The sequence below is a fragment of the Brenneria roseae subsp. americana genome, assembly GCF_003115815.1.
In the GTDB taxonomy this organism is placed as follows: Bacteria; Pseudomonadota; Gammaproteobacteria; order Enterobacterales; family Enterobacteriaceae; genus Brenneria; species Brenneria roseae.
Window position 1 is genome coordinate 1 of sequence record NZ_QDKJ01000014.1, and the last position, 23,032, is coordinate 23,032.

A 23,032-nucleotide genomic window follows, 5' to 3' on the forward strand; every position below is an offset into this window, starting at 1 on the left:
ATGGGGCGAAATCAATGCCACCTGCTATGCAGGTGGTTTTTTACGGCGGATATTGCGTCCGGTGGTGGGTGAACAGCGGCGCTGCGAGTTCGCTTAAGTCTGCGGTGGTTGCTGGGGACGGTAACGCCACAGCCAACGTCCGCTCGTCATACGACGATAGTAAAAAAAGCCGCGAACAATCCAGTCCAGAAACATCCCCATCCAGACGCCGATGACGCCAAATCCGAGCATGACGCCCAGGATATAACCGGCAATGATACGGCATCCCCACATGCCAGCCATGGCGATCCACATGGTATAGCTGGCGTCTTTTGCGCCCTTCAACCCCGCAGGCAGAACCCAGGATGCTGCCCAGATCGGCATAAAAAGCGCATTCAGCCAAATGAGATGTTGAACCACCTCGATCACGTCGGGTTCATTGGTATAAAACGCCGCCATATAGCGCGCGCCGGGGATGGACAGGATCGCAAGTATGCAAAGGCCGACATTGGAGAGCCAGAAGATATAGTTCAACTGTCGGGTAGATTGCATAATCTGCCCCTTGCCTAATCGCGTACCGACAATAATGGTTGCAGCAGAGCCAAGCGAGTTGCCGGGAAGATTTATCAGTGTCGCAATCGAAAAGGCAATAAAGTTACCGGCGATCACTTCGGTGCCCATGCCGGCGACAAAACGTTGAGTGATCAGCTTACCGACATTGAACATGACGGATTCAATACTGGCGGGGATACCGATGCTAAGCACTTCATACAAAATCGAGATGGTAAAAGGTGCGAAATAGGATTTAAACGGTATTCTCAGCGCGCCTTTAAAACCGTGCATCAGCGTCAGGATGACAAACAACGCACCAATATAGCGGGAGATGGTAATCCCGATGCCTGCGCCGATAAATCCAATACCATTCCAGGAGAATACGCCATAAATCAGCAAGCTACTGATAGCAATATTGAGGATATTCATACCGATGTTAATGACCATCGGTAGTTTGGTATTGCCCGCGCCGCGTAAGGCCCCGCATCCTACCAGCGTGATGGCTAATGCAGGGTAACCCCAGACGGTCCAGCGCAGGAAGGTTAACGCGAGACTTTTGACGTATTCGTCGGCCTGTGCAGCGATCAGGTCAATAATCGGTTCGCCGGCAAACTCAACCAGCACAACCAGCAGGAATGATACGAGAACGAGCAGAGAGATGGATTGGCGTGATGCCGAGCGCGCCTGTTTTCTGTTTCGCTGCCCCAGACTGAAGGCGACGACGACGGCGGTACCTAATGCCACCGCCGTAAAAAAGGCGATAATCAGCATGTTGAAACTGTCTGCCAGACCAACAGCAGCCATTGCTTCTTTGCCCAGCCAGCTCACCAGCAAGGTGCTGAACACCCCCATCAGGACAACACACAGTCCTTCGATGAAAATAGGGAAAGCCAGCGGTGCGATTTCTCGCCAGAATAGCACTCGATTTGAATATCGTTTTTTATACCAGTCTGTATCTTTAAGTTTGCTCATAAAACGAGCTTGGTGATATCCCAACGTTTCCCCGCTGAATTCAATAGAAAGCAGAACGATGCGCCAATCATCTGGTGCAATCCCCCGGTGCAAAGGGGGATTGGTGGCAATGGACAGTTAACAGAGTACCAGCAGCAGGATCGATGCTCCAGTGCATATTTACAGGCTATGACGGAAATTGATTGTTACAGTCTGGAGGTTATTTTATATTTTTCTTAATTTAGGCTAATCTATAATTTAAAATAATATACGCTATGGCCTTAGATGTTTGCCGGACTCAGCGACTATGGCGGAATGACTAAATTACGGATGAAAATGTCATGGAATACCGCGGTAAGCATTGAGTCCGATAAATTAAGAATCGACTTTTGCAATAGAAACAGCAACCTCATAACCGAGTAAATATAAAGCCTGCTCTAATGTTTCAATTTTTGACGCATGATTCACGTCTAATAGTCGGTCTATCTGCGGCCCTTTCTGATTAAGTTTGCGAGCCAGATCTGCTTTTCGTGTACCTGTCTGAATCATTGCGTTATGCAAAGCCGCCTTCAGGTTGACAAGCACCGGCAGGTGAATGCGTACTTCGTTGGGCTGCAACTCTGATGGCTTGGGAATCGGTATCCTTGCATCAATGTATTCTCCAATAATCCCCGTCAACCAACTGGCCGCTTCCAGGTCAATATCCTCTTCGGTGAATGCGGTGGATGTTAAGTTTTTGAAATCTCTATAGAGAATTTCATACTGTCCTGAATCTTCATTAAAACTCACTGATGCCGGGTAGGTGAACATGTAACGCCTCCGATTTATTGAAATCGATAACAGAATAGCATGAAAGTTATGTAATACAACATTTATGTTGTTTTTTTGATTGACAGTGAAGGGAGATTACAGTTTGGAATGTTATAACTGCGAGCTACGCCGTGCCCGGCACACGGCTAAATCTACCCATTGCGGGTTGTTCCGGTTAGTGGTGCTGAACTTCAGATTGAGAACCCAGTCCGATCGGTGATGTCGGATATTCTGCGATTGCTCCGATCGCACAATTCGGACTGAGTTATCCTTCAGATAATCATTATCTTGTGAAGTTATTTATCCTCGACCGTAGAGGACAAAATCGATGAGGTTGCCAAATTGGACGGGAAAGCTGTACTCAAACCACATGAAGAATTTCCCAGAAATAAAGTAGTAGGCAATCACTGATAGCAAGGTCACGTAGAGTATGTTTTTATTGGGATTCGCATACTTATTCGTTCTTCTTACAATCCAGGATTCTCCGGTGCTTTCAGACAGGAGGGCTTTCCTCGCCGCCAGAAAATAGATTGAAAAAAGTGTCACTCTGATTTCAACCAGAAATAACAAGAATACCCCCGCCAGATGAAAAACAAACCAGAGAGCATCTTGTTTATTGAAATAGTTGGGGAGTCCGTTGACGCCATATCTATTTATTATTTCCTGACTATACTGGAAATACCGTGGCGCATAATCTGGTGAGAATGCTTTGTTAACGAGAAACAAGTTAACCGCATAAAAGGCTGAAGCAAAAACCAATGAAACAAACCATGCGCTCCCACGGAGATATCCTTTATATAGGCCGTGCAACGTTCCTCCTGCCCATAGAGAAATAGAAAATATCGTTATGGATGAAAGCACATATAGCACTTCGCTTCTGAGGAACAAATATATAATTCCCAGGATAATAGAAAGAAAGCAAACGAAAAGAACAAGTTCCCGCTCATCCTGAGGGCGATAAGAGGGATGACTGGTTAGGTTTATTACATTGTTTACGGTAAGGATAACGACATTTCCTTGTTGATTTGTTATCGATGGGTTTTTATTTCTTATGGAATCGACCATAACGCCTAGTCCAAGCCCCAGCAGGGTAAAAAACAAAGATATATATATGTCCAATTCCTTTGACTGGATTGCCTCTAACAGACTCATATCTCCAGATACTCCTTTTTGTGGTTTAATCGCTATCAGCTGATATCCATATTATTATATTTTTAGAATGAGAGAAATTGAATTTATTGTTTAACGTATTATATTTTAATTGAATGTGTATTTTATTTTGTTGGTTGTATGCCTATATGTATGCCTAAAAAAGTCACTGAGTTTTAGAGCCATTTTGTCTTTGTAGTGTGAGGCGTAACTTTGCCTGACGATCTTCCAAGACCATCGTTTTTCGGGTGTATTGCCATGGAATCCCACCTAGCAACATAAACCCACTGTACCCAAAGAAAGAGATCTGTGCATCAACTCGCCGACACGTTCGGCCAGGAGCAGGTTTCTTGCACGTAGCAATTGCAGCGGTGTGAATTGTCCATTGTCAACAGCCAAAGGAAAGAATGCCTGGCGGCTGCGTTCTCCATGTTTCACCGTATTGTTGTTATTAACTGGTGCACCTGCGCCGGTTCGTTTGCCGCCCCAGCCGGACAATCTTGATTGTTGGCTATGTTTTTTCTTATCTTTCATTGCGAGTGGCGGTTAGTTGGTGGATGTACGTTCGTCCAAATCCAGAAAGTACGACGTTAAAGATATTCACCTGTGTATTTAGGCTTACTTTTGTGAAGTCTTATTGTTCACCATTTTGATGGTAAACGCCTGTGCGTATGAAAGACGCGCAGAATCTGGAGCATATTATCTTTCACACGGTAGGGGATGATGTAGGGATAGTGCGTTAACACAAGTTCACGCGTTCCGGGCACACGACCAGGTCTTCCCATTGCTGGCTGTTGCGGTAGTAATTCCGTTAACCTTTGTACTTCATCCACAAACTGGCTGGCAGCTTGTGGATCGTCTTGCGCAATATAGAGGTACTCGGCTTCCAAATTGGCTGCGGCTTTACGCAGCCATTTAATTTCCATGTCTTGCCGTACCTAATTTTTTAAATAGGTTGTTCATCTCATCTGACGAGACAAAATCACCCGCATCGGCTTCTTTTATGGCTTGCTCTATCTCTGCAATCTGCCAGGCTTCTCGCGCAAGATAGTCTTCAATGGCTTGTCCGGCCAGAAAAGAGCGGGTACGTCCCGTGGCTTTAGCCAGCGCATCAAGCTGCGCGGTTGTTTCATCATTCAATCGAACGGACATGACACCCATGCTACTACTCACTACATTGTGTATTTTGTATACATTATAGTTCTTCGGGTTAAGTGAGGCAAGTTATTACAAAACGATGTCTGGCCTTAATTCTCCGTCGTTCCGACCGCGCAAAAAACCTTAACATTTCTATACATGCAAACTAGCCAAAAAATTGATTTTAATTTGAATAAAATCAGGTATGGCGCGGCTGATATCGGCCAATACCAGAGCAAACGCAGCGGCATTGGCACCAGCGGCAATCTTGTCATTGAATATGGCGGGAAGGTGTGAAACACCAACGTATTGGTTCCTGGTTTTTTTACTCGGTAACCGGCCCGATTCTTGATTGGTAGATCGCGTTGGTCAGGATTGGGATGTGGTAAATAACGGATGTAGCCAAACTGATGCAAAAAGCATCGGCCCATGCTTTGGCTTCACACGATTGACAGCACATTCAGCCGATCATCGCATTTATGCGCTGCCACCGGGGATATGCATTCCAGTGGATAAGCCCGTTATCTGAGTTAGGGTTGTCCTGATGGATTCAACGTTACGGCGTTGAGTAAAAACAGCCGCGGCGTTTAAGTGTTCCAATTAACAGCAACTTTTGTCACTGCATATCAACCATAGGAATTCTCAACGGTAGCGGACAGTGACCTTTATTTGGGCTGATGATAGGATATTTCCGAATGTAACTACACACGGACGCAGTATATGAAAAAAATAATCTTTGCTTTAATTGGTGTAACTTTATTAACGGGATGTACAGTCAATCTCCCGTTCAACAATCGATTAGGATTTGAATCAGTAAAAGAAACACAGTCGGCGGTTCGACTTGAAAAACGGCCAAATGTGCATATCAAATGGGAACCAAACACTTTCCCGACGCGAATTGATATTCAGGGGGCTGACGGTTTTGTTGGTAGTGGCTCCCGCACAAGGGTTCCAACCGGAGTCGCGCTATCCGCTCGAATAGAAGAGGCTATATCTACGTTTGCAGATATATCAACGAGTGGTAAGCCACTAACTATAACGGTTATTGAAGCTAAGTCAGGATTCGAGTATTCAGCTGGTATGTTTAATATTACACCCGCAATTGATGTTGGAACTGTCTATTTGAAAGCGACTTTTGATCTTGATGGACTTACATGGTCCAATGAATATAGAGCGCAAAAGAAAGATCCAATTATTGGTGGGACAAGTCAGACCGGTATCCTTGAGGCTGCGTGGGATGATGTCGCAGTTCAAGTGGCTAAGGATGTGGCCAGTAAAATCAAGTAAAAGTACCGTTATTATCCTTTTATGCCCAGCCACCGAGCTGGGTTTTCTGTATACAAATAAAAAACCAACCGTAAAAGGTTGGTTTTCTTGGGGAAATTTGGTCGGCACGAGAGGATTTGAACCTCCGACCCCCGACACCCCATGACGGTGCGCTACCAGGCTGCGCTACGTGCCGATGCTATGGGCGCTTATACTACCTTTTCTTCCCTTGATTGCAATAGCTACATCGAACGACTGCTTTAGATTTAGGCAGTTAGTTCGCAATAAAGCGTCTTTCGTTGGTCAGAACCTGCAAAAGCAAGGCCAACTGGGGTTTTTCATCGTTCAGCCTGTTTCCATCCTGATCGTAAGCCCGATAGTTACCGTTACTCTCCAGCATGATGATTTTTTCTGGCGTGGTGATCATCAGCGATCCGCCATTACCGTTTGCCAGCCAGTTATTGCGTCGTTGGGCAGCGAACAGATCCTCGCCCTGAGAGTAATCATCGGTGGCGTTTTTAACGTGCAATAGGCGTTGCATCAGCGTGGTCATGACGTCCTTATGGTCTGTCATTTTGGTGATCGTTTGGGCCGGCGTGTTGGGCCAGTGAACGATCAGTGGTATTTGCCATTGTGAGCGACGGAAGATGTTTTTCTTGTCATCGTCAGGATGATTACTTTGCGTCGTAGTAATGACAATAACCGTTTTTTCCAGTTTGTTCTGTTCCTGTAGTGTGCGGATAATTTTACCAATCTGCAGGTCAACATCCTGATTGTCTGCCTGACTTCGCCGCGACCGCTCTGCGGTTGAAGCCTTGCCGGCATTGGCAGGTCCAGTGCTGTTCAGTTCAATATAAGCGAACCAGGGCGCAGAGTTATCATCACGGCTTAACCAATCCTGCCACTGCATGGTAATCGTGTTATCGCTCTGTTCTTGCGGGGCGGGCAGGGAGAAGTCGGACAGCAATGCCTGACGATAAAGGGCATTATTGAAACCGCTGGCCGAGAACAAACCAAACTGATAGCCCTGTTGACTTAAGGCGGTCATCAATGCTGAAGGTTTACGGGCGATTAACACCCCATCCATATAGGTCGTTGAAATACCATAAAAGAGATTAAACAACCCGGCATTGGGCTGTGTTCCCGAATCATAATGATCGCTAAAACGGATATTCTGCTCCGCGAAGCGCGACAGATTCGGCATGTCGTTAGGTATGCCGTTAATCTGTTCATTATTGATGATGACCATCAGCAAGTTGTAGCCACTGCCGCTGTCGTGGAACGTAATATCATTTAGCGGATATTCTACGGTCATCGCTTCAGGATTGCCTTGTTGGGACAATCGGCGCTGATATTCCTGCGCATCCAGCAAGCCATGTTTCTCCAGAAAGCGGCGGGCTGTCATAGGATAAGAGAGTGGCAGATTGGCGCGCTGCATGGTAATCGGGCGATAGAAATTGGCGTCGGCCCAGATGTACATCAGGTGTGAGGCGAAGAACGCCGAAATAAATACGCCAGCCAGCGGTTTGCCAAAGCTGCGGCGGTTCAGGCTGCGCAGTTTTTGCCAGCACCAGGTGCCAAACAACATTTCCACCATGAAAATCAGTGGAATACCGATAAACATCAATTGCCAGTCGCGCGCCAGTTCGCTTTGGTCCGGATTAACGACCAGTTCCCAGACAATGGCGTTAAGGTGCAGATGGAAACGAGTGAAAACCTCGATATCGACCAGAAGCAGCGTCAGTCCGGCGGTTGCCAGCGCGGCAGAAAGAAATCGCAGCAGGCGCTGCGACATAACAATAAACGTCAGCGGGAAAATAATCAGCAGGTAAGCGGCAAAGCCGATAAAGCTGAAGTGTCCCAGCCAGCTTACCAACGCATAAATTCGGCCAAACAAGGAAGAGGGCCAATCGACAACAAACAGATAGCGGCTACCCAGCCCCAGACTGAGCACAATATTAAACAAAGCGAACCAGTGTCCCCAACTGATCATCTGGGAAACTTTTTCACGGTAGCGCTGACGGTTGGTTACCATAATTTGGTCAAAAATTAATGAGCTTTATCTGCTTTTTTAATCGAAGCCTGTAATGCTTCGGCGAAAGAACGGGCCAGAACCTGACGTTGCTCAGGTGCGACGCTGGTATTGATCAGGTTGGTCACCATATTACCCAGTACCATCAAAGCAAGATCGGTTGGAGCATGGTGCTTTTCCAGAATATTGACCATCTCAGAAAGCAGTTGTTCAACGTGTTCGTCACTATAGCGGGATGATTGTGGCATAAAATGGCGTATCTCAAGCTGTTAAAGTCGCATATCTTACCGTATCGACTCATCCTTTTCCGCACTTTTATCATTTATCATTTTAGACTGCCTGTGCGTTTACAACAGGGAAGGTATGGCTTTTCAGTTGCGGCCACGCTGCTTCGGTGTTTGAATACGCACCTTGCCAAAAGGAGAGTTTATCATGAGTCTGGATATCGGCCAGATCGCTCTGCATCAGCTAATTAAACGTGACGAACAAACGCTGGAAATGGTGTTGCGTGATTCTTTACTGTCAACCAATGCGACAGTAGAGGAAATGATGGCTGAACTGCATCGCGTCTATAGTGCCAAAAGTAAAGCTTACGGTTTGTTTAATGAACAGAGCGAACTGGCGGATGCGCTCAGATCCTGCCGTAAAGGGGACGAGGACTTTCTGGGATTCACGCGGGCGGCGACCGGGCGTTTGCGTGATGAACTGGCCAAATATCCGTTTGCTGAAGGCGGTATCGTGCTGTTTTGCCAGTACCGTTATCTGGCGGTGGAATATTTGCTGATTGCGGTGCTCAATAGTTGCAACAGCATGCGTGTCAACGAACAGTTGGATATCAGCAGCACGCACTATCTGGACATAAATCACGCGGACATCGTGGCGCGCATCGATTTAACTGAATGGGAAACCAACCAGGAATCAACACGTTACCTGACTTTTCTGAAAGGACGAGTAGGGCGGAAAGTTTCTGATTTCTTTATGGATTTTCTGGCCGCATCTGAAGGGCTGGACACCAAAGCGCAAAACCGTGGTTTGTTGAAAGCGGTTGATGAGTATTGCGATGATGCGCAGTTGGATAAAAATGAGCGTCAGAATTACCGTCAACAGGTATACAGCTACTGTAACGAACAGTTGCAGTCGGGTGAAGAAATCGAGCTGGCGGCGCTGTCTCAGGAATTGCCCCCGTTGGGTGATAAAACGTTCCAGCAATTCTCGACGGAACAAGGGTATGAACTGGAGGATAGTTTTCCTGCTGACCGCAGCACATTGCGTCAATTGACCAAGTTTGCGGGCAGTGGCGGGGGGATCAGCCTGAATTTTGATGCGTTATTGCTGGGTGAACGTATTTTCTGGGATCCGGCAACGGATACGCTCACGATAAAAGGGACGCCACCGAATCTGCGCGATCAGCTACAGCGCCGTTTAACCGGTGGTAATCAGTAAGCGGATTTGAAGACGGGCAGGGAGCGCCCGTAGGTGATGGGCAGGATTGCCCGCCATAAAAAAACGCCGCAAAAGCGGCGTTTCCTTCCCGGCGTCCCGGATTGACTTCTGCGTGATTAAACGCGAATGAAGTCGATGTGAGTCAGTTTTGGCTTGAACACGTGACGCTGTACAGCCTGAACTTTGACCTGAATTTCCTTGCCGTCGATAGACAGGATCACCGTTTCACCGTAGAAGCCAGGTTTCAGTTCCTGATTTTTAACGATGTCATGATCCAATTCGATAGCAACCGGCGCTTCTGAACCACCATAAACGATGGCTGGGAATTTGCCAGCGATACGCAGGCGGCGGCTCGCACCCTTACCCTGCTCTTTACGTGCTTCTGCTTTGATAGTAATCATTTTTTTCTCTACTTAAGAAAGTAACCCTGCTACAGGCGACCCAGCAGCAAGTTGGATTGTTCAGCTTTTGCGGTACAAAAGCGGGCTGAATTTTAGCGGAATATGGCTTGCCGGGCAAACAAAACCGCGATATATCTTTCAAGTCGCGGGCGCGTTTTTTAACGTCGCGTTAGCGGCGGCTCTTGGGTACGGGCATGAATGCCCGTCATCAATCTGTTGGCTATTGTTAACCGCGCAGTTCATTGGCGCGTCGAAAACGTCCCTGATAGTCGAACATTTTTTCTCTCAGTTGCCAGAATTTCCCCTGTTTACGCGCGACGACAAAATCGGGAGCGCGTAATAGACTCTGCTGTGCCACGATGTCGTTCACCGTCTGCCAGACAAAAGGAACGCCGGGAGCGCGCTGATGAATCCGCAAAAAAACCAGCTGAAAAACATGACGTTGTGCTGACGTATGCAAACGAAACCGCTCACTGACATCCGCGCCGTCTTCATCATAATAGGTAATTTTCAGCCATTCGCCTTTGGCATCTTGTCCGGGCGTGAGCAGCATTCCGCTACAGCGTAAAACCAGGGCATCTTTTAATTTCAGCGCCGCTTTAAGCATATCGTCCGGATCGACCAACACCTCGTCGCACTGGTGGCAGCGACGAGCGGCAATATCGTTCTCCGCACCGCAATGGGGGCAGACTTTGAAGCGGAAACGGTAGTCGCACTGCACGCGCTGGGCATTGTCTCCCGGCTCCCATCCCTGACAGCGACGGCCGTAGTGTTCAATCACGCTGCCATCCGGCATTGCTTTTCCCCAGAACAAATTGGCAAAACCGCATTGTGGGCAAAAGACCTGGACGGGCTGGCTGCCGGCATGGGGTTTGCTGTTGCCGACTTCGGGCGTGTAAAGGTCATGCGGGTTGCCGGCATAATCCAGTATCAGGCAGTCCGTTTTCCCGGGGAAAAGACGTAAACCGCGGCCGACAATCTGCTGGTATAAACTTACCGATTCTGTTGGGCGCAGGATGGCGATCAGATCAACGTGAGGAGCATCAAAGCCCGTGGTCAGAACGGCGACGTTCACCAGATACCGCAGCTGTTGCCGCTTAAATGCCTCGATCAGAGTATCGCGTTCCGCCGCAGGTGTTTCAGCACTCACCAGCGCGGCCTGGCCTTCAGGCAAGAGCGAATAAATTTCGCGGGCATGTTCAACCGTGGCGGCAAAAATCATCACGCCCAACCGCGTTTGCGCATAGTCGATGATTTGGCTAATGATGTGTGGCGTAATGCGTTGCTGGCGTTTTAGTTCACGATTCAGATCGATTTCGCTGAATAAACCGTTGCTTCTGGTGGTCAGTTTACTGAAATCATACTGCACCACCGGCATATCCAACCGGTCTGGCGGTACAAGAAAACCATGCTTGATCATGTAGCGCAGCGGTAGTTCATAGATACAATCCCGGAACAAACAGTGCGCATCACCACGTATCATGCCGTGATAATGGTATTGATAAATCCAGCCTTTTCCCAGCCTATAGGGGGTGGCGGTCAGACCCAACAACCGCAACTGCGGATTGGTTTGTTGCAGGTGCTGGATGATCTGCTGATATTGACTATCGTCATCGTCACTGATGCGATGACATTCATCGATAATCAACAATGAGAAGGATTGCTCAAACTGATCCAGATTGCGGGCGACCGACTGGACGCTGCCAAATACCACTTTCCCCTGGCTCTGTCGCTGTTGCAGGCCCGCGGCGAAAATATCCGCTTCCAGCCCCCAGGCGCAGTATTTGGCATGGTTTTGCGCAACCAGCTCTTTAACGTGTGCTAAAACCAGCACCCGACCGCGTGCAAGTCTGGCCAGTTCGGCAATGACGAGACTTTTTCCCGCGCCCGTGGGTAGCACAATAACTGCCGGCTGGGTATGTCGGCGAAAATACTCCAGCGTAGCGGCAACGGCCTCACGCTGGTAAGGCCGCAGAGTAAAAGACATAACCTAGTGCTGACAGATTTTACTGGCGCTGGTTGTAAAGCCACTTTCGAGCGGAATAAATTTTCCGCGGTCAGCCAGAAACTGTACCAGCATGCCGGCAGTCATGTTCTCAGCGGAACAAGTATGAAAACGGGCCTCGCGGCCAAAACGTTTTTCAATGCTGGCAATCAACTGTTCGGTGGTAAAAGACTCGCCGGAGGCGATCATCATTTGCAAAACTTCATGACCGTGAATCGATGACATGGAGGACCTCTCAAAATGAACCATTGTCCCTATTATGCCCGTTGATAATGCCGGCGGCGAGCAAAGGGATAACATAATTGTTTGGTAGCGATAGCGACAAAACGGAATAGACGCCGTTGAATTCTAGGATGTCGGACAAAGCCTCGTTATACTGTGATATTCCGGCAGCAAATGCTGTTGCCTTTCTTCATTTTCATGACGCTGGCAGCGTATGTCTTTACCTGCATAAGTATCATGGCTCAAAACAGGCAGTTGATTTTTAATGCGATTGGACAAATTTTTATCTCAGCAACTGGCTATCAGTCGTTCACTGGTTGCGCGTGAATTGCGTGCTCAGCGCGTCACGGTGGATGGCGAAATCGTAAAAAGCGGAGCATTCAAAGTGTTGCCGGAGCATCAGGTGGCATTTGATGGTAATCCGCTGGAACAACAGAATGGCCCCCGTTATTTTATGCTGAATAAGCCGCAGGGCTATGTATGCTCGACGGACGATCCCGATCACCCGACTATTTTGTATTTTATGGATGTGCCCGTTGCACATAAACTGCATGCCGCAGGGCGTCTGGATATCGACACGACAGGGCTGGTATTGCTGACGGATGACGGACAGTGGTCGCACCGCATTACATCGCCTAAGCATCACTGTGAGAAAACTTATCTGGTGACGCTGGAACAGCCATTAAGCCCGGATACGGCCAGCCAGTTTGCGGCGGGCGTGCAGCTGCACGGTGAGAAAAACCTGACCAGACCCGCCGAACTGGAGAAGATTACCGATTATCAGGTTCGTTTGACTATCAGCGAAGGGCGCTATCATCAGGTCAAAAGAATGTTTGCGGCCGTCGGCAATCGCGTCGTGCAGTTACACCGCGAGCGGATTGGCGGCATTTGCCTTGACAGCGCATTAGAACCTGGCGAATACCGGGCACTGAGCAGTCAGGAAGTTGACAGTATCGGACGATAATTATTTACCTTGGCGTTTATCACGCGTTTTGTGTGGACGGATGACCTGTTATCCGCCACTGGCGGCGGGGAAGTGTGCCTCTCCGCCCGTTTTCTTCAATGTTTAGCCAATGCTTTTTATTCTATTCAGTTCATTATTTTCCTGAGCGGGAGCGACTTTCAGTGCAACAAAACCGACCTTCTTATTTTGGGTTGATTCTTATTCTCGGCTTGATCTCCATGCTCATGCCACTCGCCATCGACATGTATTTGCCTGCCTTGCCGATTATTGCAGCAGAATTTGGCGCGCCGGACGGACACGTCCAGATGACGCTCAGTACCTATGTGCTGGGGTTCGCCATCGGTCAAATGTTTTATGGCCCGATGGCCGACAGTCTGGGGCGTAAGCCGGTTATTCTCGTCGGCGTACTGGTTTTTGCTCTGACCGGTGCCGCTTGTGCATTATCTCAGACGGTGGAACAGCTGATTCAAATGCGTTTCCTGCACGGGCTGTCGGCGGCGGCGCCGGCCGTGGTGATCAATGCCCTGATGCGCGATATGTTTTCCAAGGATGAGTTTTCCCGCATGATGTCGTTTGTAATGCTGGTGATGACCGTCGCCCCGCTTATTGCGCCTATTGCGGGTGGGGCGTTGCTTGTGTGGTTTAGCTGGCATTCGATTTTCTGGACAATGTCGGGGGCGGCTTTTTTGGCCGTGATACTGGTTTTTTTCTTTATCAACGAGACGCTGCCAGCGGAGAAACGGCAGAAATTTCGTCTGCGAACCACCCTCGGCAATTTTGTCGCGCTTTTTCGGCATAAGCGCGTGTTCAGCTATATGATAGCCAGCGGCCTGTCATTCTGTGGCATGTTCTCATTTCTGACGGCGGGGCCGTTTGTTTATATCAATCTGCATGGTGTATCACCGCAACATTTTGGTTATTACTTCGCGCTGAACATTGTCTTTTTGTTCATCATGACGTTATTCAATAGCCGCAATGTTCGCCGTCTTGGCGCACTGACGATGTTCCGCATTGGTTTGCTGATTCAATTTACCACGGGCATCTTGCTGGTGGTGGTGTGTCTGTTTGATTTGGGATTCTGGCCATTAGTCCTTGGCGTTGCCGTTTTTGTCGGCTGTATCTCGATGGTTGGATCAAATGCCATGGCTGTCATTCTGGGCGATTTCCCTCATATGGCGGGAACGGCCGCCTCGCTGGCAGGGACATTACGCTTTGGTCTGGGCGCCATCACCGGCGTCATACTGTCTTTTGCGTCCTTCAACAGCGCCTGGCCCATGGTGATCTCCATGGCTTTCTGCTCTATGGTCGCCTTTCTGCTCTATCGCTACGCCAGCCGCGCGAACTAATCCGGATGAATAGACGGCAGGCGCAAGCCTGCTGTTTCGGTCCCGGCTCCAAATATCGTCTCTTTGGCAATATGCCGCTCATCACCTCGTTCAATATCGGATCTGAAGGGGGGATTATTTCTGTTTGTTCTAAATATGTAAAATATATGAATCAAAAGTGAACAAAAGGGCTAAAAGGGATTGAGAAATTAACGAGAAAAGGTTACATATAATCAGAAAAGAAGAGCAATTCGTGATCGCTCTGACATTAATAAACCTTGCAATCGTTTAAATCAGTTCTTATTAATGCCGGTTAAAATTACTTATGTTGATTTTTTGTACATAAAAAAAGTGGCAAAAGCTATTGCGGTCACGCTACTATGATAAATATGTTATTATTTTGTAAATTTGAAGTAAAACTTAACCTGAGGAAAACAGTAGTGGATAGTCTCCAGCTTTCGGTAGTTCATCGTTTGCCGCAAAGTTATCGCTGGTTATCGGGTTTGGCAGGCGTCAAAGTTGAACCGATTCCGCTAAGCGGCAGAGAGGAAGACAATAATCTGATTGGTCTTAAATTATTAAGCCATGACGGGGAGGTGGCATGGGAAATCATGCACCAGTTGAATCAGTCTCTGGATGAGATTCAGGTTGAATGTGCGGTTCTGGAATGGGAAGGCGAGCCTTGCCTGTTTTTACACCGCAATGATGAAAGTACTGCCATGTGCCGTTTGAAAAATATCGGCGTGGCGATTGCTGAGTCTGTCTCCGCACAATATCCGTTTTGAACAGCAACGTCTGCCGCCTGACGTTGCTGTCCTTTCTTTATTATTCGCTCCTCGATAATCCCTGAGATCGCGTTAATTGTCGCAAAGCCGCCGCCGTATGGCGCAGAGGCATCAGGATGAAAGCTGCAACAGTTCCCGCGTATAGTCTTTTTCCGGGTGGCTGAATACCCGCCTGCATTCGCCTTGCTCTATTACTTCGCCTTGTTTCAGCACAATGACCTGATGACAAAGCGCCCGCACCACCTGAAGATCGTGGCTGATGAACAGATAAGCCAAATGATGTTTTTGCTGCAACGATTTCAGCAGCGCCAGAATTTGGGCCTGTACCGTTCTATCCAGTGACGACGTGGGTTCATCCAGAATCAGGAGTTCCGGTTGCAGAATCAGCGCGCGGGCGATAGCAATACGCTGACGCTGGCCGCCGGAAAATTCTGCGGGATAACGATGCCGCGTCTCAGGATCCAATCCGACTTCTTCCATGGCGGTAATGACGCGTTGTTCCCGTTCCTGGTTGCTCAGTTTCTGATGGACGGTCAACCCTTCCGCAATAATCTGCTCGGCATTCAGACGCGGATTCAACGCCGAATTGGGATCCTGAAAGACGACCTGAATGCGTCGGCGGAAAGGTAGCATCTGCTTGCGGGTAAATTCATGCAGCGGCTGGCCGTCAAACCAGATAGCCCCTCTGGAATGAAGTAAGCGCAGCAGCGCCAACCCGGTGGTGCTTTTCCCGGAGCCGGATTCGCCCACCAATCCGATACTTTCGCCGCGTCGCAGGGAGAAGTTGATATTATTAACCACCTGTTTTTCTGCGACGGTGCGGCGTAACAATCCCTTCTTGATCGGGAAGGAGACCCGTAATTGCTCGACCCGTAGAATAGGGGCAATGTCATCTGCGATGGGCAGTGGATCGCCAGAGGGTTCAGCATCCAGCAACTGTCGGGTATAGGCGTGCCGTGGCGTAGAAAACAGATCCCGGCAGGTGTTGCGTTCTACGCATTGGCCCGATTTCATGACGGCGACGTTATCCGCGAGCTGCCGGACAATGTTCAGATTGTGGGTGATGAACAACAGACTCATCCCCAGTTCCTGCTTGAGCTCGTTAAGTAATTTCAGAATTTGCGCCTGTACGGTGACATCCAGCGCGGTTGTCGGCTCATCGGCAATCAGCAGGTCAGGCTGTGTCAGCAGGGCCATGGCAATCATGACGCGCTGGCGTTCGCCGCCGGAAAGCTGGTGGGGAAAATCACTCAGGCGGTTGTTGGCTTGCCGAATTCCCACGCGATCCAGACAGGTAATCACTTCACTGCGGGCGGCTTCATTACGCATGCCCCGGTGTAGCGACAGCACTTCAGTTAACTGTTTTTCGATGCTCTGCAATGGATTGAGGGACACCATGGGCTCCTGAAAAATCATGGCAATGCGATTTCCGCGGATTTGACGCAGCGTTTTTTCATCCGCATGCAGCAGGGATTGTCCGGCAAAGCGGATATCCCCCTGCTGATAGATAACCGGAGGGGAGGGTAATAGCCTGAGGACGGAGAGCGCAGTAACGCTTTTTCCCGAACCGGATTCTCCCACCAGCGCCAGTGTCTCACCCGCATTGACCTCCAGCGAGAGCTGGTCGACGACGCGCTGCTCCTGATTTCCACTGCGAAACGCAATGCTGAGATTATCAATCTGTAATAAAGGTGAACTGGACATATTAATGCGCCTTGCTGGGGTCAAAGGCGTCGCGCACCGCTTCGCCGATAAAGATAAGTAAAGACAGCACGATGGATAGCACCATAAATACGGTGATGCCCAGCCAGGGCGCCTGAAGGTTATTTTTCCCTTCCAGCAGTAGCGTACCTAGTGAAGGCGAGCCCATCGGCAGGCCGAATCCCAGAAAATCCAGTGAAGTCAGCGTAGTGATAGAACCGCATAGAATAAAAGGCAGATAGGTCAAGGTGGCGACCATGGCGTTCGGCAGCATACAACGATACATGATGACCCGATCGCTGACGCCCATGGCCTGTGCCGCGCGGATATAGTCAAAATTACGGGTACGGAGGAACTCCGCGCGCACCACGCCGACCAGGCTCATCCAGCCGAATAACACGGTTATCCCCAGCAGCCACCAGAAGTCGGGTTGAATCACGCTGGAAAGCAAAATGATCAGAAACAGGGTCGGCATGCCGGACCAGACTTCAATAAAACGCTGTCCCCACAGATCCAGCTGTCCGCCGTAATATCCCTGCGTCGCACCCGCGGTAATACCAATCAGACTGGAAAGAATCGTGAGCGCCAGACCGAACAGCAGTGAGATACGAAAGCCATATAGCACCTGCGCCACCACATCTTTTCCCTGACTGTCCGTTCCCAGCAGGTTCTGCCATGACGGTGGAGAAGGAAAGGATACGGTTGTGGCGTAGTTGATGGTGTCGTAGCTGTAGTGGATGAGCGGCCATACTGCCCAGCCATGACGTTCAATCCGCTGCACGATGTATGGATCGCGGAAGTCGGCGGTAGTATCAAACTGGCCGCCAAAGGTTGTTTCGCTGTAATCAACAATAAAAGGGGTATAGAACTGTCCGTTGTACTTCACCAGCAGCGGTTTATCATTGGCGATCAGCTCTGAGAATAAGGTAATGATAAAGAGCACCAGAAAAATCCATAGCGCCCAGTATCCGCGACGGTTACTTTTAAAACGCGCCCAGCGCGCCTGATTAATGGGGCTTAATCGGCTCATTGGCGTCCCTCAAAATCAATACGCGGATCAACCAGCGTATAGGTCATATCACTGACGATATTCAATAACAGACCGATCAGCGTAAAAATATACAGCGTACCGAACATGACGGGATAATCGCGTTGCAGCGTGGCGTCATAGCCCAATAATCCGAGACCGTTAAGCGAAAACATCACTTCGATCAACAGCGAGCCGGTGAAAAACATGCTGATAAAGGTGGCCGGGAAGCCGGCAATCACCAGCAACATCGCATTACGGAAGACATGACGATAAAGAATACTTTTTTCATCCAGCCCCTTGGCGCGAGCTGTCACAACATATTGCTTGCGGATTTCGTCCATGAACGAGTTCTTGGTCAGCATCGTCAGCGTGGCAAAACCACCAATGACCGACGCCAGTACCGGCAGGGCAATGTGCCAAAGATAGTCGGTAACCTTGCTGTGCCAGGGCAGGGTATCAAAATTGCTGGACACCAGGCCGCGCAGCGGAAACCAGTCAAGATAGCTGCCGCCCGCAAACAGTACGATTAGCAAGATGGCGAACAGAAACGCCGGAATGGCATAACCAACGATGATCAGCGTGCTGCTCCAGGTATCAAACGGCGTACCGTTTTTAACGGCTTTCTTGATGCCCAGCGGAATAGAAACCAGATAGATGATTAATGTGCTCCACAAGCCCAGCGTAATCGAAACCGGCATGCTTTCCTTAATCAATTGCATCACTGACGAGCCACGGAACAAACTGTCGCCAAAATCAAAGCGCATATAATCCCACAACAGCTTGAAATAGCGTTCGTGAATCGGCTTGTCAAAGCCGTAGCGTTTGGTGATTTCTTCAATTACTTCCGGGTCGAGGCCGCGTGAGCCGCGGTAGGTGTTCTCAATATTGGGTGCGCTGCCGCCAGCCGAACGCGCCATCCCGGCATCCATCCCGGTGTTGGCCGTGTAGCCGCTTCCATGACCCATCTCAATGGCGGCAATGGCCTGATCCACCGGCCCGCCGGGCGCAATTTGTACAATAAAAAAATTAATGGTGATAATCGCCCATAATGTCGGGATCACCAGTAAAAGGCGGCGTAATAGGTAAATTCCCACAGTCTCTCCTTAACGTCGCTCTGCCGGCAGCGTGGCGGCCCGTTTAACGTCAAACCACCATCCATCAAATCCGAGGGAATACGCCGGGGTAATGGCTGGCATGGCAAACTTGTTCCAATAAGCGAAACGGTCGTGATTGGAATACCACATGGGGATCATAAACTGATTCCAGGTCAGCACTCTGTCCAGCGCCCGTCCCAACGACAATAACGGCGTTTTTTGTCCCTGGTGCCGGGTAATCTCGTCAATCAGCGAATCGATGGCCGGATCGCTCACGCCGGGCGTGTTGTAGGTGGAGTCAATATATTGCGAGCCCCAGCGAATTTGCAGGTCGTCATTGGGGTAGAGAAAAGCGCGGTACAGTATTGCCGTCATATCAAAGTCACGCTTGCGCAGCCGGTTGTTAAACTGGGTGCTGTCGATATTCCTGATGTTCATCGTAATACCCAGCTTTTTCAGGTTTTGCTGGAAAGGTAAAACGTATTGGGAATTTCCCGCACTCGGCAGCAGCAGTTCAAAGGTAAACGGCTTTCCGGTCTGGCGGTTAATTAGTTTTTGATCTTTCAGTTCCCAGCCGGCGTCTTTCAGTAGCGCCAATGCTTTCAGCCAGTTTTCGCGATCGTAACCGCTACCATCGGATGAGGGCGGCTGATAGCGCGGGCCAAACACTTCCGGCGGCACTTTATCTTTCAATGGCGTCAGCCAGGCTAATTCCTCTGCGCCTGGCTCACCCTGCGCAGCATATTCGGTATTTTGAAAATAGCTGTCGGTACGCTGATAGGCATTGTAAAAGAGCGCTTTGTTCATCCAGTTAAAATCAAAGGCCAGCGTCAGCGCCTGTCGGACCCGACGATCGCTGAATAACGGACGCTGAATATTGAAAGCCAGCCAGCGGGTATCCTGAGCGGATTGATTTTCCTGATCTTGCTTAATGATATAGCCTCGGGAAAAATTGCCCCCTTCATATTGCGTAGCCCAATGTTTCGGCGAACCTTCTATTCGCAGATCGAATGCGCCAGCTTTAAAGGCTTCCAGCGCAACGCTTTCATCCAGATAGTAGTCGTAGCGTATTTTATCGAAGTTGTACTGACCTTTGTTTACCGGCAGATCGGCTCCCCAGTAATCATTCACGCGTGAGTAGGTAACATATTGCCCGATGCGGTAGGCGGTAATGCGATAGGGGCCGCTGGCCGGCGGCGGATAAGATAACGGTTCACTAAAGTTGTGATTTTTCCAGAATTTCTCCGGCATAATTGGTAGCGTGAGCAGGCTGAACATGCGGTTTTTATCGGGTTCGGGGAAATCAAAACGCACGGTAAGCGGGGAAATGGCGGTGGCGGTGACGCCTTTAAAATAGAGACGAAACTGCGGTACGCCCTGCGTCATGAACATGTTGTAAGTGAAAGCCACATCGGCAGCGGTAATCGGCGAGCCGTCGTGGAAACGTGCGCGTGGATTCATGTCGACTTCAATCCAGCGAAAATCGTGTGAATGGCGAGTTGTCTGCGCAACCAGCGGATAATAGCTGCCGGGCTCATCGTCGGATGTCACAAAAAGCGAATCATAGAGCCGCTCGGTTCGGACCGCCGCCACGCCGCGCAACGCGTAGCGGTTAAAGTTATCGAAAGTACCGAGAGCGCTAAGCGTGATACTGCCGCCTTTCGGCGCATCAGGATTGACATAGTCAAAATGGTGGAAGTTCGCACTGTATTTAGGCTCGCCCAACAAGGCAAACGAAGTGCTCTGTTCGACAGTGTCGGCATATCCCCCCAGATGCACGGCGTAAAACAATACGGCAGTAAGGACGCGTTTCAACATCTTAACGGTAATCTCCTGCGATTTGATATCAATTGCCTAATGGCCTGCGAGCAGGCGTAACGTTCAGTATACCCGTCGTCTTTCAAGCTACAGTATGCAAGTTGTCTTTTCACGACCTGAAACCTATTGGATGACGTGGTTTCTTACAGCATAAAGTTCTTGAAATAATTAGCATTACCATCAACGAACCGGATTTTGCCTTTTTACCACGAAACAGGCAGAGAAACCTACCATAATTGTGGGCAGGCGATATGCCAATCACTTGATCGTAACGTATTGTTTATTTGGTATAAGCATCAATATTGTGTATCGCTACAGCTCAAGGACCGGGCAGGGGGGGCCGTCAAAGAAGGTTGGACGTATTTTTAACGTGGTATGGCAGCCGGAGAAAATCCTGACATAAAAAAAGCGCCGCTTATTGCTAAGCAGCGCTCTTTTCGTCTCGTTTGGTCTTTATTTTACAGTACATCAAGGGAGTTAAAATCGGTTAGCTGTTAGTTCCTTTACTCAGCACGCGCCGCGCTTCCTGATAACGTTTGTTCCAATAAGCTTCACCCATATTGGAAATCATAACGCCACTGCTGGTTGATGCGTGAACAAACTGATCGTTACCGAGATAAATACCAACATGGCGACCCGTGGAACCGGCACGGAACAGAACCAAATCGCCGGGGCGTAATTTGGTGCGCTGGATCTTTTGGCCGATTACCTGCTGTTCATAAGTTGAACGCGGTAAATCCATACCAAACTGTTCACGGAACGTTCGTTGAACGAAAGCTGAACAATCAATGCCACGACGGCTGTCACCACCTAAGCGGTAACGAACGCCTTTCCAACTGGCATACTGGTTGAGTAATTTGGATTTGATATCCACATTACGAACTAATGCTTCAAATTCATCCTGAGAGGCTTGCAGTAAAACACTATCTTTGTCATTAACTGCATGCATATCAGTTTGACTTTTCTGATTGAATGCATTGTTACTACCACATGCAGAAAGCGTCATCGCTATTGCAATAGCAGGCAGCGCCCGCCAGATATATCTCAGAATCGGTTGAGATTTGACCATTATTGTTATGTTCCCTTGCTGTCCTTAACGATACCTACCGTTATGTAATAAATGCCAAACTAAAACGAGAGTCAGACTAAAACAGAGTTTCTCTTTCGCCAAACACTCATCGGTGAAAGTGTGCAAGAATGCACATTATTTCTACCGTACCGCTAGTCCATTGAGTGGGAAAAAGCAAACTTTACTGAGACTACCGTAACAATAAACAGGTTGCGAGAAGTTTTAAGCAATTTATTTATAAGATTTAATGATGTAATTAGCAAAAAAATGGCGATATGAAAAATTCCTAAATATCGATATTTTTTATTGAGAAGATGTGTCGGAGAAGACGATCGCTTTTCAATCCCGCAGTGGGTAGCATTTAGTAGCATAATTAACCAACCTGTTTTTGGCAGGGATGCACCGCGTTGTGATGTTTTTGCGTAAACAATCGACAATCAGAGCTTATAGATAGCGAGGTTTTGGTGATTAATTTCACTCACCAGACGCTTTTTCTGAATGAACAGAGCAGGCCGCCTGGTGAATGCCCGATCGCACTCGAAGTGGATTTCGAGCCCTGATTCATGATGAATGAGAGTCGTCCGTACAATATCGCTTCGGAAGCGCGCGATTCAGGAGGTTGATCGCGGCATCGCTGGCCGGGGTAAGCAACCACCAGCTTAATCCAACCAGCACGACGGATAATGAACCTACGGCAATATCAGTGAACCAGTGAGCGCCAATCATGATGCGGGGTAGTGAAAAAATCACCACAATCGCCACGCTGATGGCAAACGCCGTGCGAGTAAAGTAGCGCAGCATGAATGCGGCAAAGATTATCAGCATCATGCCATGATCGCCTGGAAAACTGTCGCTTGATGCATCTTTGGTCGGGATACCCGTCAGATCCGATACCCGGTTGATATCCGTAAAGTAGCGCGTCGGACTGGGATGCTGCACAGGCAGCAAGTGGCCTAACTGATTCAGAACCACCGCTGTTAACAACATAACGACGCCGATGATCAACAGCCGACGGCGTTCCGGCCGTGTCGCTTTCAGATAAAACGACAAATACAGCGATCCCATGGCGATCAGGGCGCATCCATCGAATGCCCGGTTATTGGTAATGGCCACCAGATGCAGGAAGACCGGGCTTTTAACCAGTTGCTGGTTAAAATAGAAGAAAATACTGCTGTCCAGCCTAAACCAGAACCCGTGATTCTGCGTCAGATACCAGGAAAAAAACAGGGCAACGCCTAACGCGTTAAGCAGTAGGATGCAAAAAAGATTACGCCGGGACATACGAGTAGCCACTCAACA

At 49.0% G+C, this 23,032-nt stretch carries 22 protein-coding genes, 1 tRNA gene and 1 pseudogene; 5 read left to right on the top strand and 19 right to left on the bottom strand.

Translation table 11 applies throughout. From position 1 onward, the window contains the following. Positions 1–93: 93 nt before the first annotated feature. The 7 genes and pseudogenes from B4923_RS16395 to B4923_RS21365 form a co-directional block, all read right to left on the bottom strand. On the bottom strand, positions 94–1,503 hold the full coding sequence (locus B4923_RS16395; RefSeq protein WP_109055559.1) for an EmmdR/YeeO family multidrug/toxin efflux MATE transporter: 1,410 nt from the start codon (positions 1,501–1,503) through the stop codon (positions 94–96). 354 nt (positions 1,504–1,857) lie between these two features. After that, complete coding sequence (locus B4923_RS16400; protein ID WP_109055450.1) at positions 1,858–2,292, bottom strand: type II toxin-antitoxin system HicB family antitoxin; 435 nt, start codon at positions 2,290–2,292, stop codon at positions 1,858–1,860. Between the two features lie 300 nt (positions 2,293–2,592). After that, the gene (locus B4923_RS16405) at positions 2,593–3,444 is read right to left on the bottom strand and encodes a hypothetical protein (protein WP_109055451.1); all 852 of its coding nucleotides are present in this window, start codon (positions 3,442–3,444) and stop codon (positions 2,593–2,595) included. Positions 3,445–3,711: 267 nt separating this feature from the next. Then, the gene (locus B4923_RS16410) at positions 3,712–3,975 is read right to left on the bottom strand and encodes a hypothetical protein (protein ID WP_245929637.1); all 264 of its coding nucleotides are present in this window, start codon (positions 3,973–3,975) and stop codon (positions 3,712–3,714) included. Positions 3,976–4,082: 107 nt separating this feature from the next. Further along, positions 4,083–4,367 carry a type II toxin-antitoxin system RelE/ParE family toxin gene (locus B4923_RS16415; protein WP_012822666.1) on the bottom strand — a complete coding sequence of 95 codons (285 nt, stop codon included), beginning with the start codon at positions 4,365–4,367 and terminating at the stop codon, positions 4,083–4,085. Continuing rightward, positions 4,357–4,602 carry a type II toxin-antitoxin system RelB family antitoxin gene (relB, locus tag B4923_RS16420; RefSeq protein WP_010286544.1) on the bottom strand — a complete coding sequence of 82 codons (246 nt, stop codon included), beginning with the start codon at positions 4,600–4,602 and terminating at the stop codon, positions 4,357–4,359. Before relB ends, B4923_RS16415 begins: the two co-directional genes overlap by 11 nt. A gap of 195 nt (positions 4,603–4,797) precedes the next feature. Beyond that, positions 4,798–5,020 (bottom strand): annotated as a pseudogene (locus B4923_RS21365) (DNA primase); the annotation flags it as partial. Between the two features lie 278 nt (positions 5,021–5,298). On the opposite strand from B4923_RS21365, the gene B4923_RS16430 reads away from it, so the two are divergent. Beyond that, positions 5,299–5,865, top strand: a complete 567-nt coding sequence (locus B4923_RS16430) for a lipoprotein (protein WP_109055452.1) — start codon at positions 5,299–5,301, stop codon at positions 5,863–5,865. A gap of 98 nt (positions 5,866–5,963) precedes the next feature. Here the strand turns inward: B4923_RS16430 and B4923_RS16435 are convergent. From B4923_RS16435 to B4923_RS16445, 3 genes are all read right to left on the bottom strand, one after another. Then, positions 5,964–6,040: transfer RNA gene (locus B4923_RS16435), tRNA-Pro, on the bottom strand. A 78-nt stretch (positions 6,041–6,118) separates the two neighbouring features. Continuing rightward, positions 6,119–7,879, bottom strand: a complete 1,761-nt coding sequence (gene yejM, locus B4923_RS16440) for an LPS biosynthesis-modulating metalloenzyme YejM (protein WP_109055453.1) — start codon at positions 7,877–7,879, stop codon at positions 6,119–6,121. Positions 7,880–7,893: 14 nt separating this feature from the next. Further along, positions 7,894–8,124, bottom strand: coding sequence for a YejL family protein (locus B4923_RS16445; RefSeq protein WP_109055454.1), 231 nt, complete (start codon positions 8,122–8,124; stop codon positions 7,894–7,896). A 184-nt stretch (positions 8,125–8,308) separates the two neighbouring features. Between B4923_RS16445 and yejK the strand changes: the two genes are divergently transcribed. After that, the gene (gene yejK / locus B4923_RS16450) at positions 8,309–9,319 is read left to right on the top strand and encodes a nucleoid-associated protein YejK (RefSeq protein ID WP_109055455.1); all 1,011 of its coding nucleotides are present in this window, start codon (positions 8,309–8,311) and stop codon (positions 9,317–9,319) included. A 116-nt stretch (positions 9,320–9,435) separates the two neighbouring features. Here the strand turns inward: yejK and rplY are convergent, their stop codons facing one another. From rplY to B4923_RS16465, 3 genes are all read right to left on the bottom strand, one after another. Next, on the bottom strand, positions 9,436–9,720 hold the full coding sequence (rplY, locus tag B4923_RS16455) for a 50S ribosomal protein L25 (RefSeq protein WP_109055456.1): 285 nt from the start codon (positions 9,718–9,720) through the stop codon (positions 9,436–9,438). Positions 9,721–9,946: 226 nt separating this feature from the next. Continuing rightward, positions 9,947–11,707 (bottom strand): DNA repair helicase RadD, encoded by a 1,761-nt coding sequence (gene radD / locus B4923_RS16460; protein WP_109055457.1) that lies wholly within the window; start codon positions 11,705–11,707, stop codon positions 9,947–9,949. A gap of 3 nt (positions 11,708–11,710) precedes the next feature. Next, positions 11,711–11,950, bottom strand: coding sequence for a YecH family metal-binding protein (locus B4923_RS16465; RefSeq protein ID WP_109055458.1), 240 nt, complete (start codon positions 11,948–11,950; stop codon positions 11,711–11,713). Positions 11,951–12,212: 262 nt separating this feature from the next. On the opposite strand from B4923_RS16465, the gene rsuA reads away from it, so the two are divergent. From rsuA to B4923_RS16480, 3 genes are all read left to right on the top strand, one after another. After that, positions 12,213–12,911 carry a 16S rRNA pseudouridine(516) synthase RsuA gene (gene rsuA / locus B4923_RS16470; RefSeq protein WP_109055459.1) on the top strand — a complete coding sequence of 233 codons (699 nt, stop codon included), beginning with the start codon at positions 12,213–12,215 and terminating at the stop codon, positions 12,909–12,911. Between the two features lie 161 nt (positions 12,912–13,072). Further along, a complete protein-coding gene (locus tag B4923_RS16475; protein WP_109055460.1) occupies positions 13,073–14,257 on the top strand; it encodes a Bcr/CflA family multidrug efflux MFS transporter in 1,185 nt (394 codons plus the stop codon). 419 nt (positions 14,258–14,676) lie between these two features. Continuing rightward, complete coding sequence (locus tag B4923_RS16480; protein ID WP_109055461.1) at positions 14,677–15,021, top strand: YejG family protein; 345 nt, start codon at positions 14,677–14,679, stop codon at positions 15,019–15,021. Between the two features lie 111 nt (positions 15,022–15,132). Here B4923_RS16480 and yejF read toward each other — a convergent pair whose 3' ends face one another. The 6 genes from yejF to B4923_RS16510 all read right to left on the bottom strand — a co-directional run bounded on the left by yejF (position 15,133) and on the right by B4923_RS16510 (position 23,014). Beyond that, positions 15,133–16,725, bottom strand: coding sequence for a microcin C ABC transporter ATP-binding protein YejF (yejF, locus tag B4923_RS16485; RefSeq protein ID WP_109055462.1), 1,593 nt, complete (start codon positions 16,723–16,725; stop codon positions 15,133–15,135). A 1-nt stretch (position 16,726) separates the two neighbouring features. Continuing rightward, positions 16,727–17,752 carry an ABC transporter permease gene (locus B4923_RS16490; RefSeq protein WP_109055463.1) on the bottom strand — a complete coding sequence of 342 codons (1,026 nt, stop codon included), beginning with the start codon at positions 17,750–17,752 and terminating at the stop codon, positions 16,727–16,729. Then, positions 17,749–18,846, bottom strand: coding sequence for a microcin C ABC transporter permease YejB (locus B4923_RS16495; RefSeq protein ID WP_109055464.1), 1,098 nt, complete (start codon positions 18,844–18,846; stop codon positions 17,749–17,751). Before B4923_RS16495 ends, B4923_RS16490 begins: the two co-directional genes overlap by 4 nt. A gap of 9 nt (positions 18,847–18,855) precedes the next feature. Further along, positions 18,856–20,664 (bottom strand): extracellular solute-binding protein, encoded by a 1,809-nt coding sequence (locus B4923_RS16500; RefSeq protein ID WP_109055465.1) that lies wholly within the window; start codon positions 20,662–20,664, stop codon positions 18,856–18,858. Positions 20,665–21,151: 487 nt separating this feature from the next. Further along, on the bottom strand, positions 21,152–21,733 hold the full coding sequence (mepS, locus tag B4923_RS16505) for a bifunctional murein DD-endopeptidase/murein LD-carboxypeptidase (RefSeq protein ID WP_109055466.1): 582 nt from the start codon (positions 21,731–21,733) through the stop codon (positions 21,152–21,154). Between the two features lie 561 nt (positions 21,734–22,294). Next, entirely contained in the window at positions 22,295–23,014 is a 720-nt protein-coding gene (locus B4923_RS16510) for a phosphatase PAP2 family protein (RefSeq protein ID WP_109055467.1), read from the bottom strand. Positions 23,015–23,032: the final 18 nt, after the last annotated feature.

Excerpts from the sequence above, each read along its gene's own strand:
- B4923_RS16395 (WP_109055559.1), bottom strand. The coding sequence starts at position 1,503 with ATGAGCAAACTTAAAGATACAGACTGGTATAAAAAACGATATTCAAAT.
- B4923_RS16400 (WP_109055450.1), bottom strand. The coding sequence starts at position 2,292 with ATGTTCACCTACCCGGCATCAGTGAGTTTTAATGAAGATTCAGGACAG.
- B4923_RS16405 (WP_109055451.1), bottom strand. The coding sequence starts at position 3,444 with ATGAGTCTGTTAGAGGCAATCCAGTCAAAGGAATTGGACATATATATA.
- B4923_RS16410 (WP_245929637.1), bottom strand. The coding sequence starts at position 3,975 with ATGAAAGATAAGAAAAAACATAGCCAACAATCAAGATTGTCCGGCTGG.
- B4923_RS16415 (WP_012822666.1), bottom strand. The coding sequence starts at position 4,367 with ATGGAAATTAAATGGCTGCGTAAAGCCGCAGCCAATTTGGAAGCCGAG.
- relB (WP_010286544.1), bottom strand. The coding sequence starts at position 4,602 with ATGGGTGTCATGTCCGTTCGATTGAATGATGAAACAACCGCGCAGCTT.
- B4923_RS16430 (WP_109055452.1), top strand. The coding sequence starts at position 5,299 with ATGAAAAAAATAATCTTTGCTTTAATTGGTGTAACTTTATTAACGGGA.
- yejM (WP_109055453.1), bottom strand. The coding sequence starts at position 7,879 with ATGGTAACCAACCGTCAGCGCTACCGTGAAAAAGTTTCCCAGATGATC.
- B4923_RS16445 (WP_109055454.1), bottom strand. The coding sequence starts at position 8,124 with ATGCCACAATCATCCCGCTATAGTGACGAACACGTTGAACAACTGCTT.
- yejK (WP_109055455.1), top strand. The coding sequence starts at position 8,309 with ATGAGTCTGGATATCGGCCAGATCGCTCTGCATCAGCTAATTAAACGT.
- rplY (WP_109055456.1), bottom strand. The coding sequence starts at position 9,720 with ATGATTACTATCAAAGCAGAAGCACGTAAAGAGCAGGGTAAGGGTGCG.
- radD (WP_109055457.1), bottom strand. The coding sequence starts at position 11,707 with ATGTCTTTTACTCTGCGGCCTTACCAGCGTGAGGCCGTTGCCGCTACG.
- B4923_RS16465 (WP_109055458.1), bottom strand. The coding sequence starts at position 11,950 with ATGTCATCGATTCACGGTCATGAAGTTTTGCAAATGATGATCGCCTCC.
- rsuA (WP_109055459.1), top strand. The coding sequence starts at position 12,213 with ATGCGATTGGACAAATTTTTATCTCAGCAACTGGCTATCAGTCGTTCA.
- yejF (WP_109055462.1), bottom strand. The coding sequence starts at position 16,725 with ATGTCCAGTTCACCTTTATTACAGATTGATAATCTCAGCATTGCGTTT.
- B4923_RS16490 (WP_109055463.1), bottom strand. The coding sequence starts at position 17,752 with ATGAGCCGATTAAGCCCCATTAATCAGGCGCGCTGGGCGCGTTTTAAA.
- B4923_RS16500 (WP_109055465.1), bottom strand. The coding sequence starts at position 20,664 with ATGTTGAAACGCGTCCTTACTGCCGTATTGTTTTACGCCGTGCATCTG.
- mepS (WP_109055466.1), bottom strand. The coding sequence starts at position 21,733 with ATGGTCAAATCTCAACCGATTCTGAGATATATCTGGCGGGCGCTGCCT.
- B4923_RS16510 (WP_109055467.1), bottom strand. The coding sequence starts at position 23,014 with ATGTCCCGGCGTAATCTTTTTTGCATCCTACTGCTTAACGCGTTAGGC.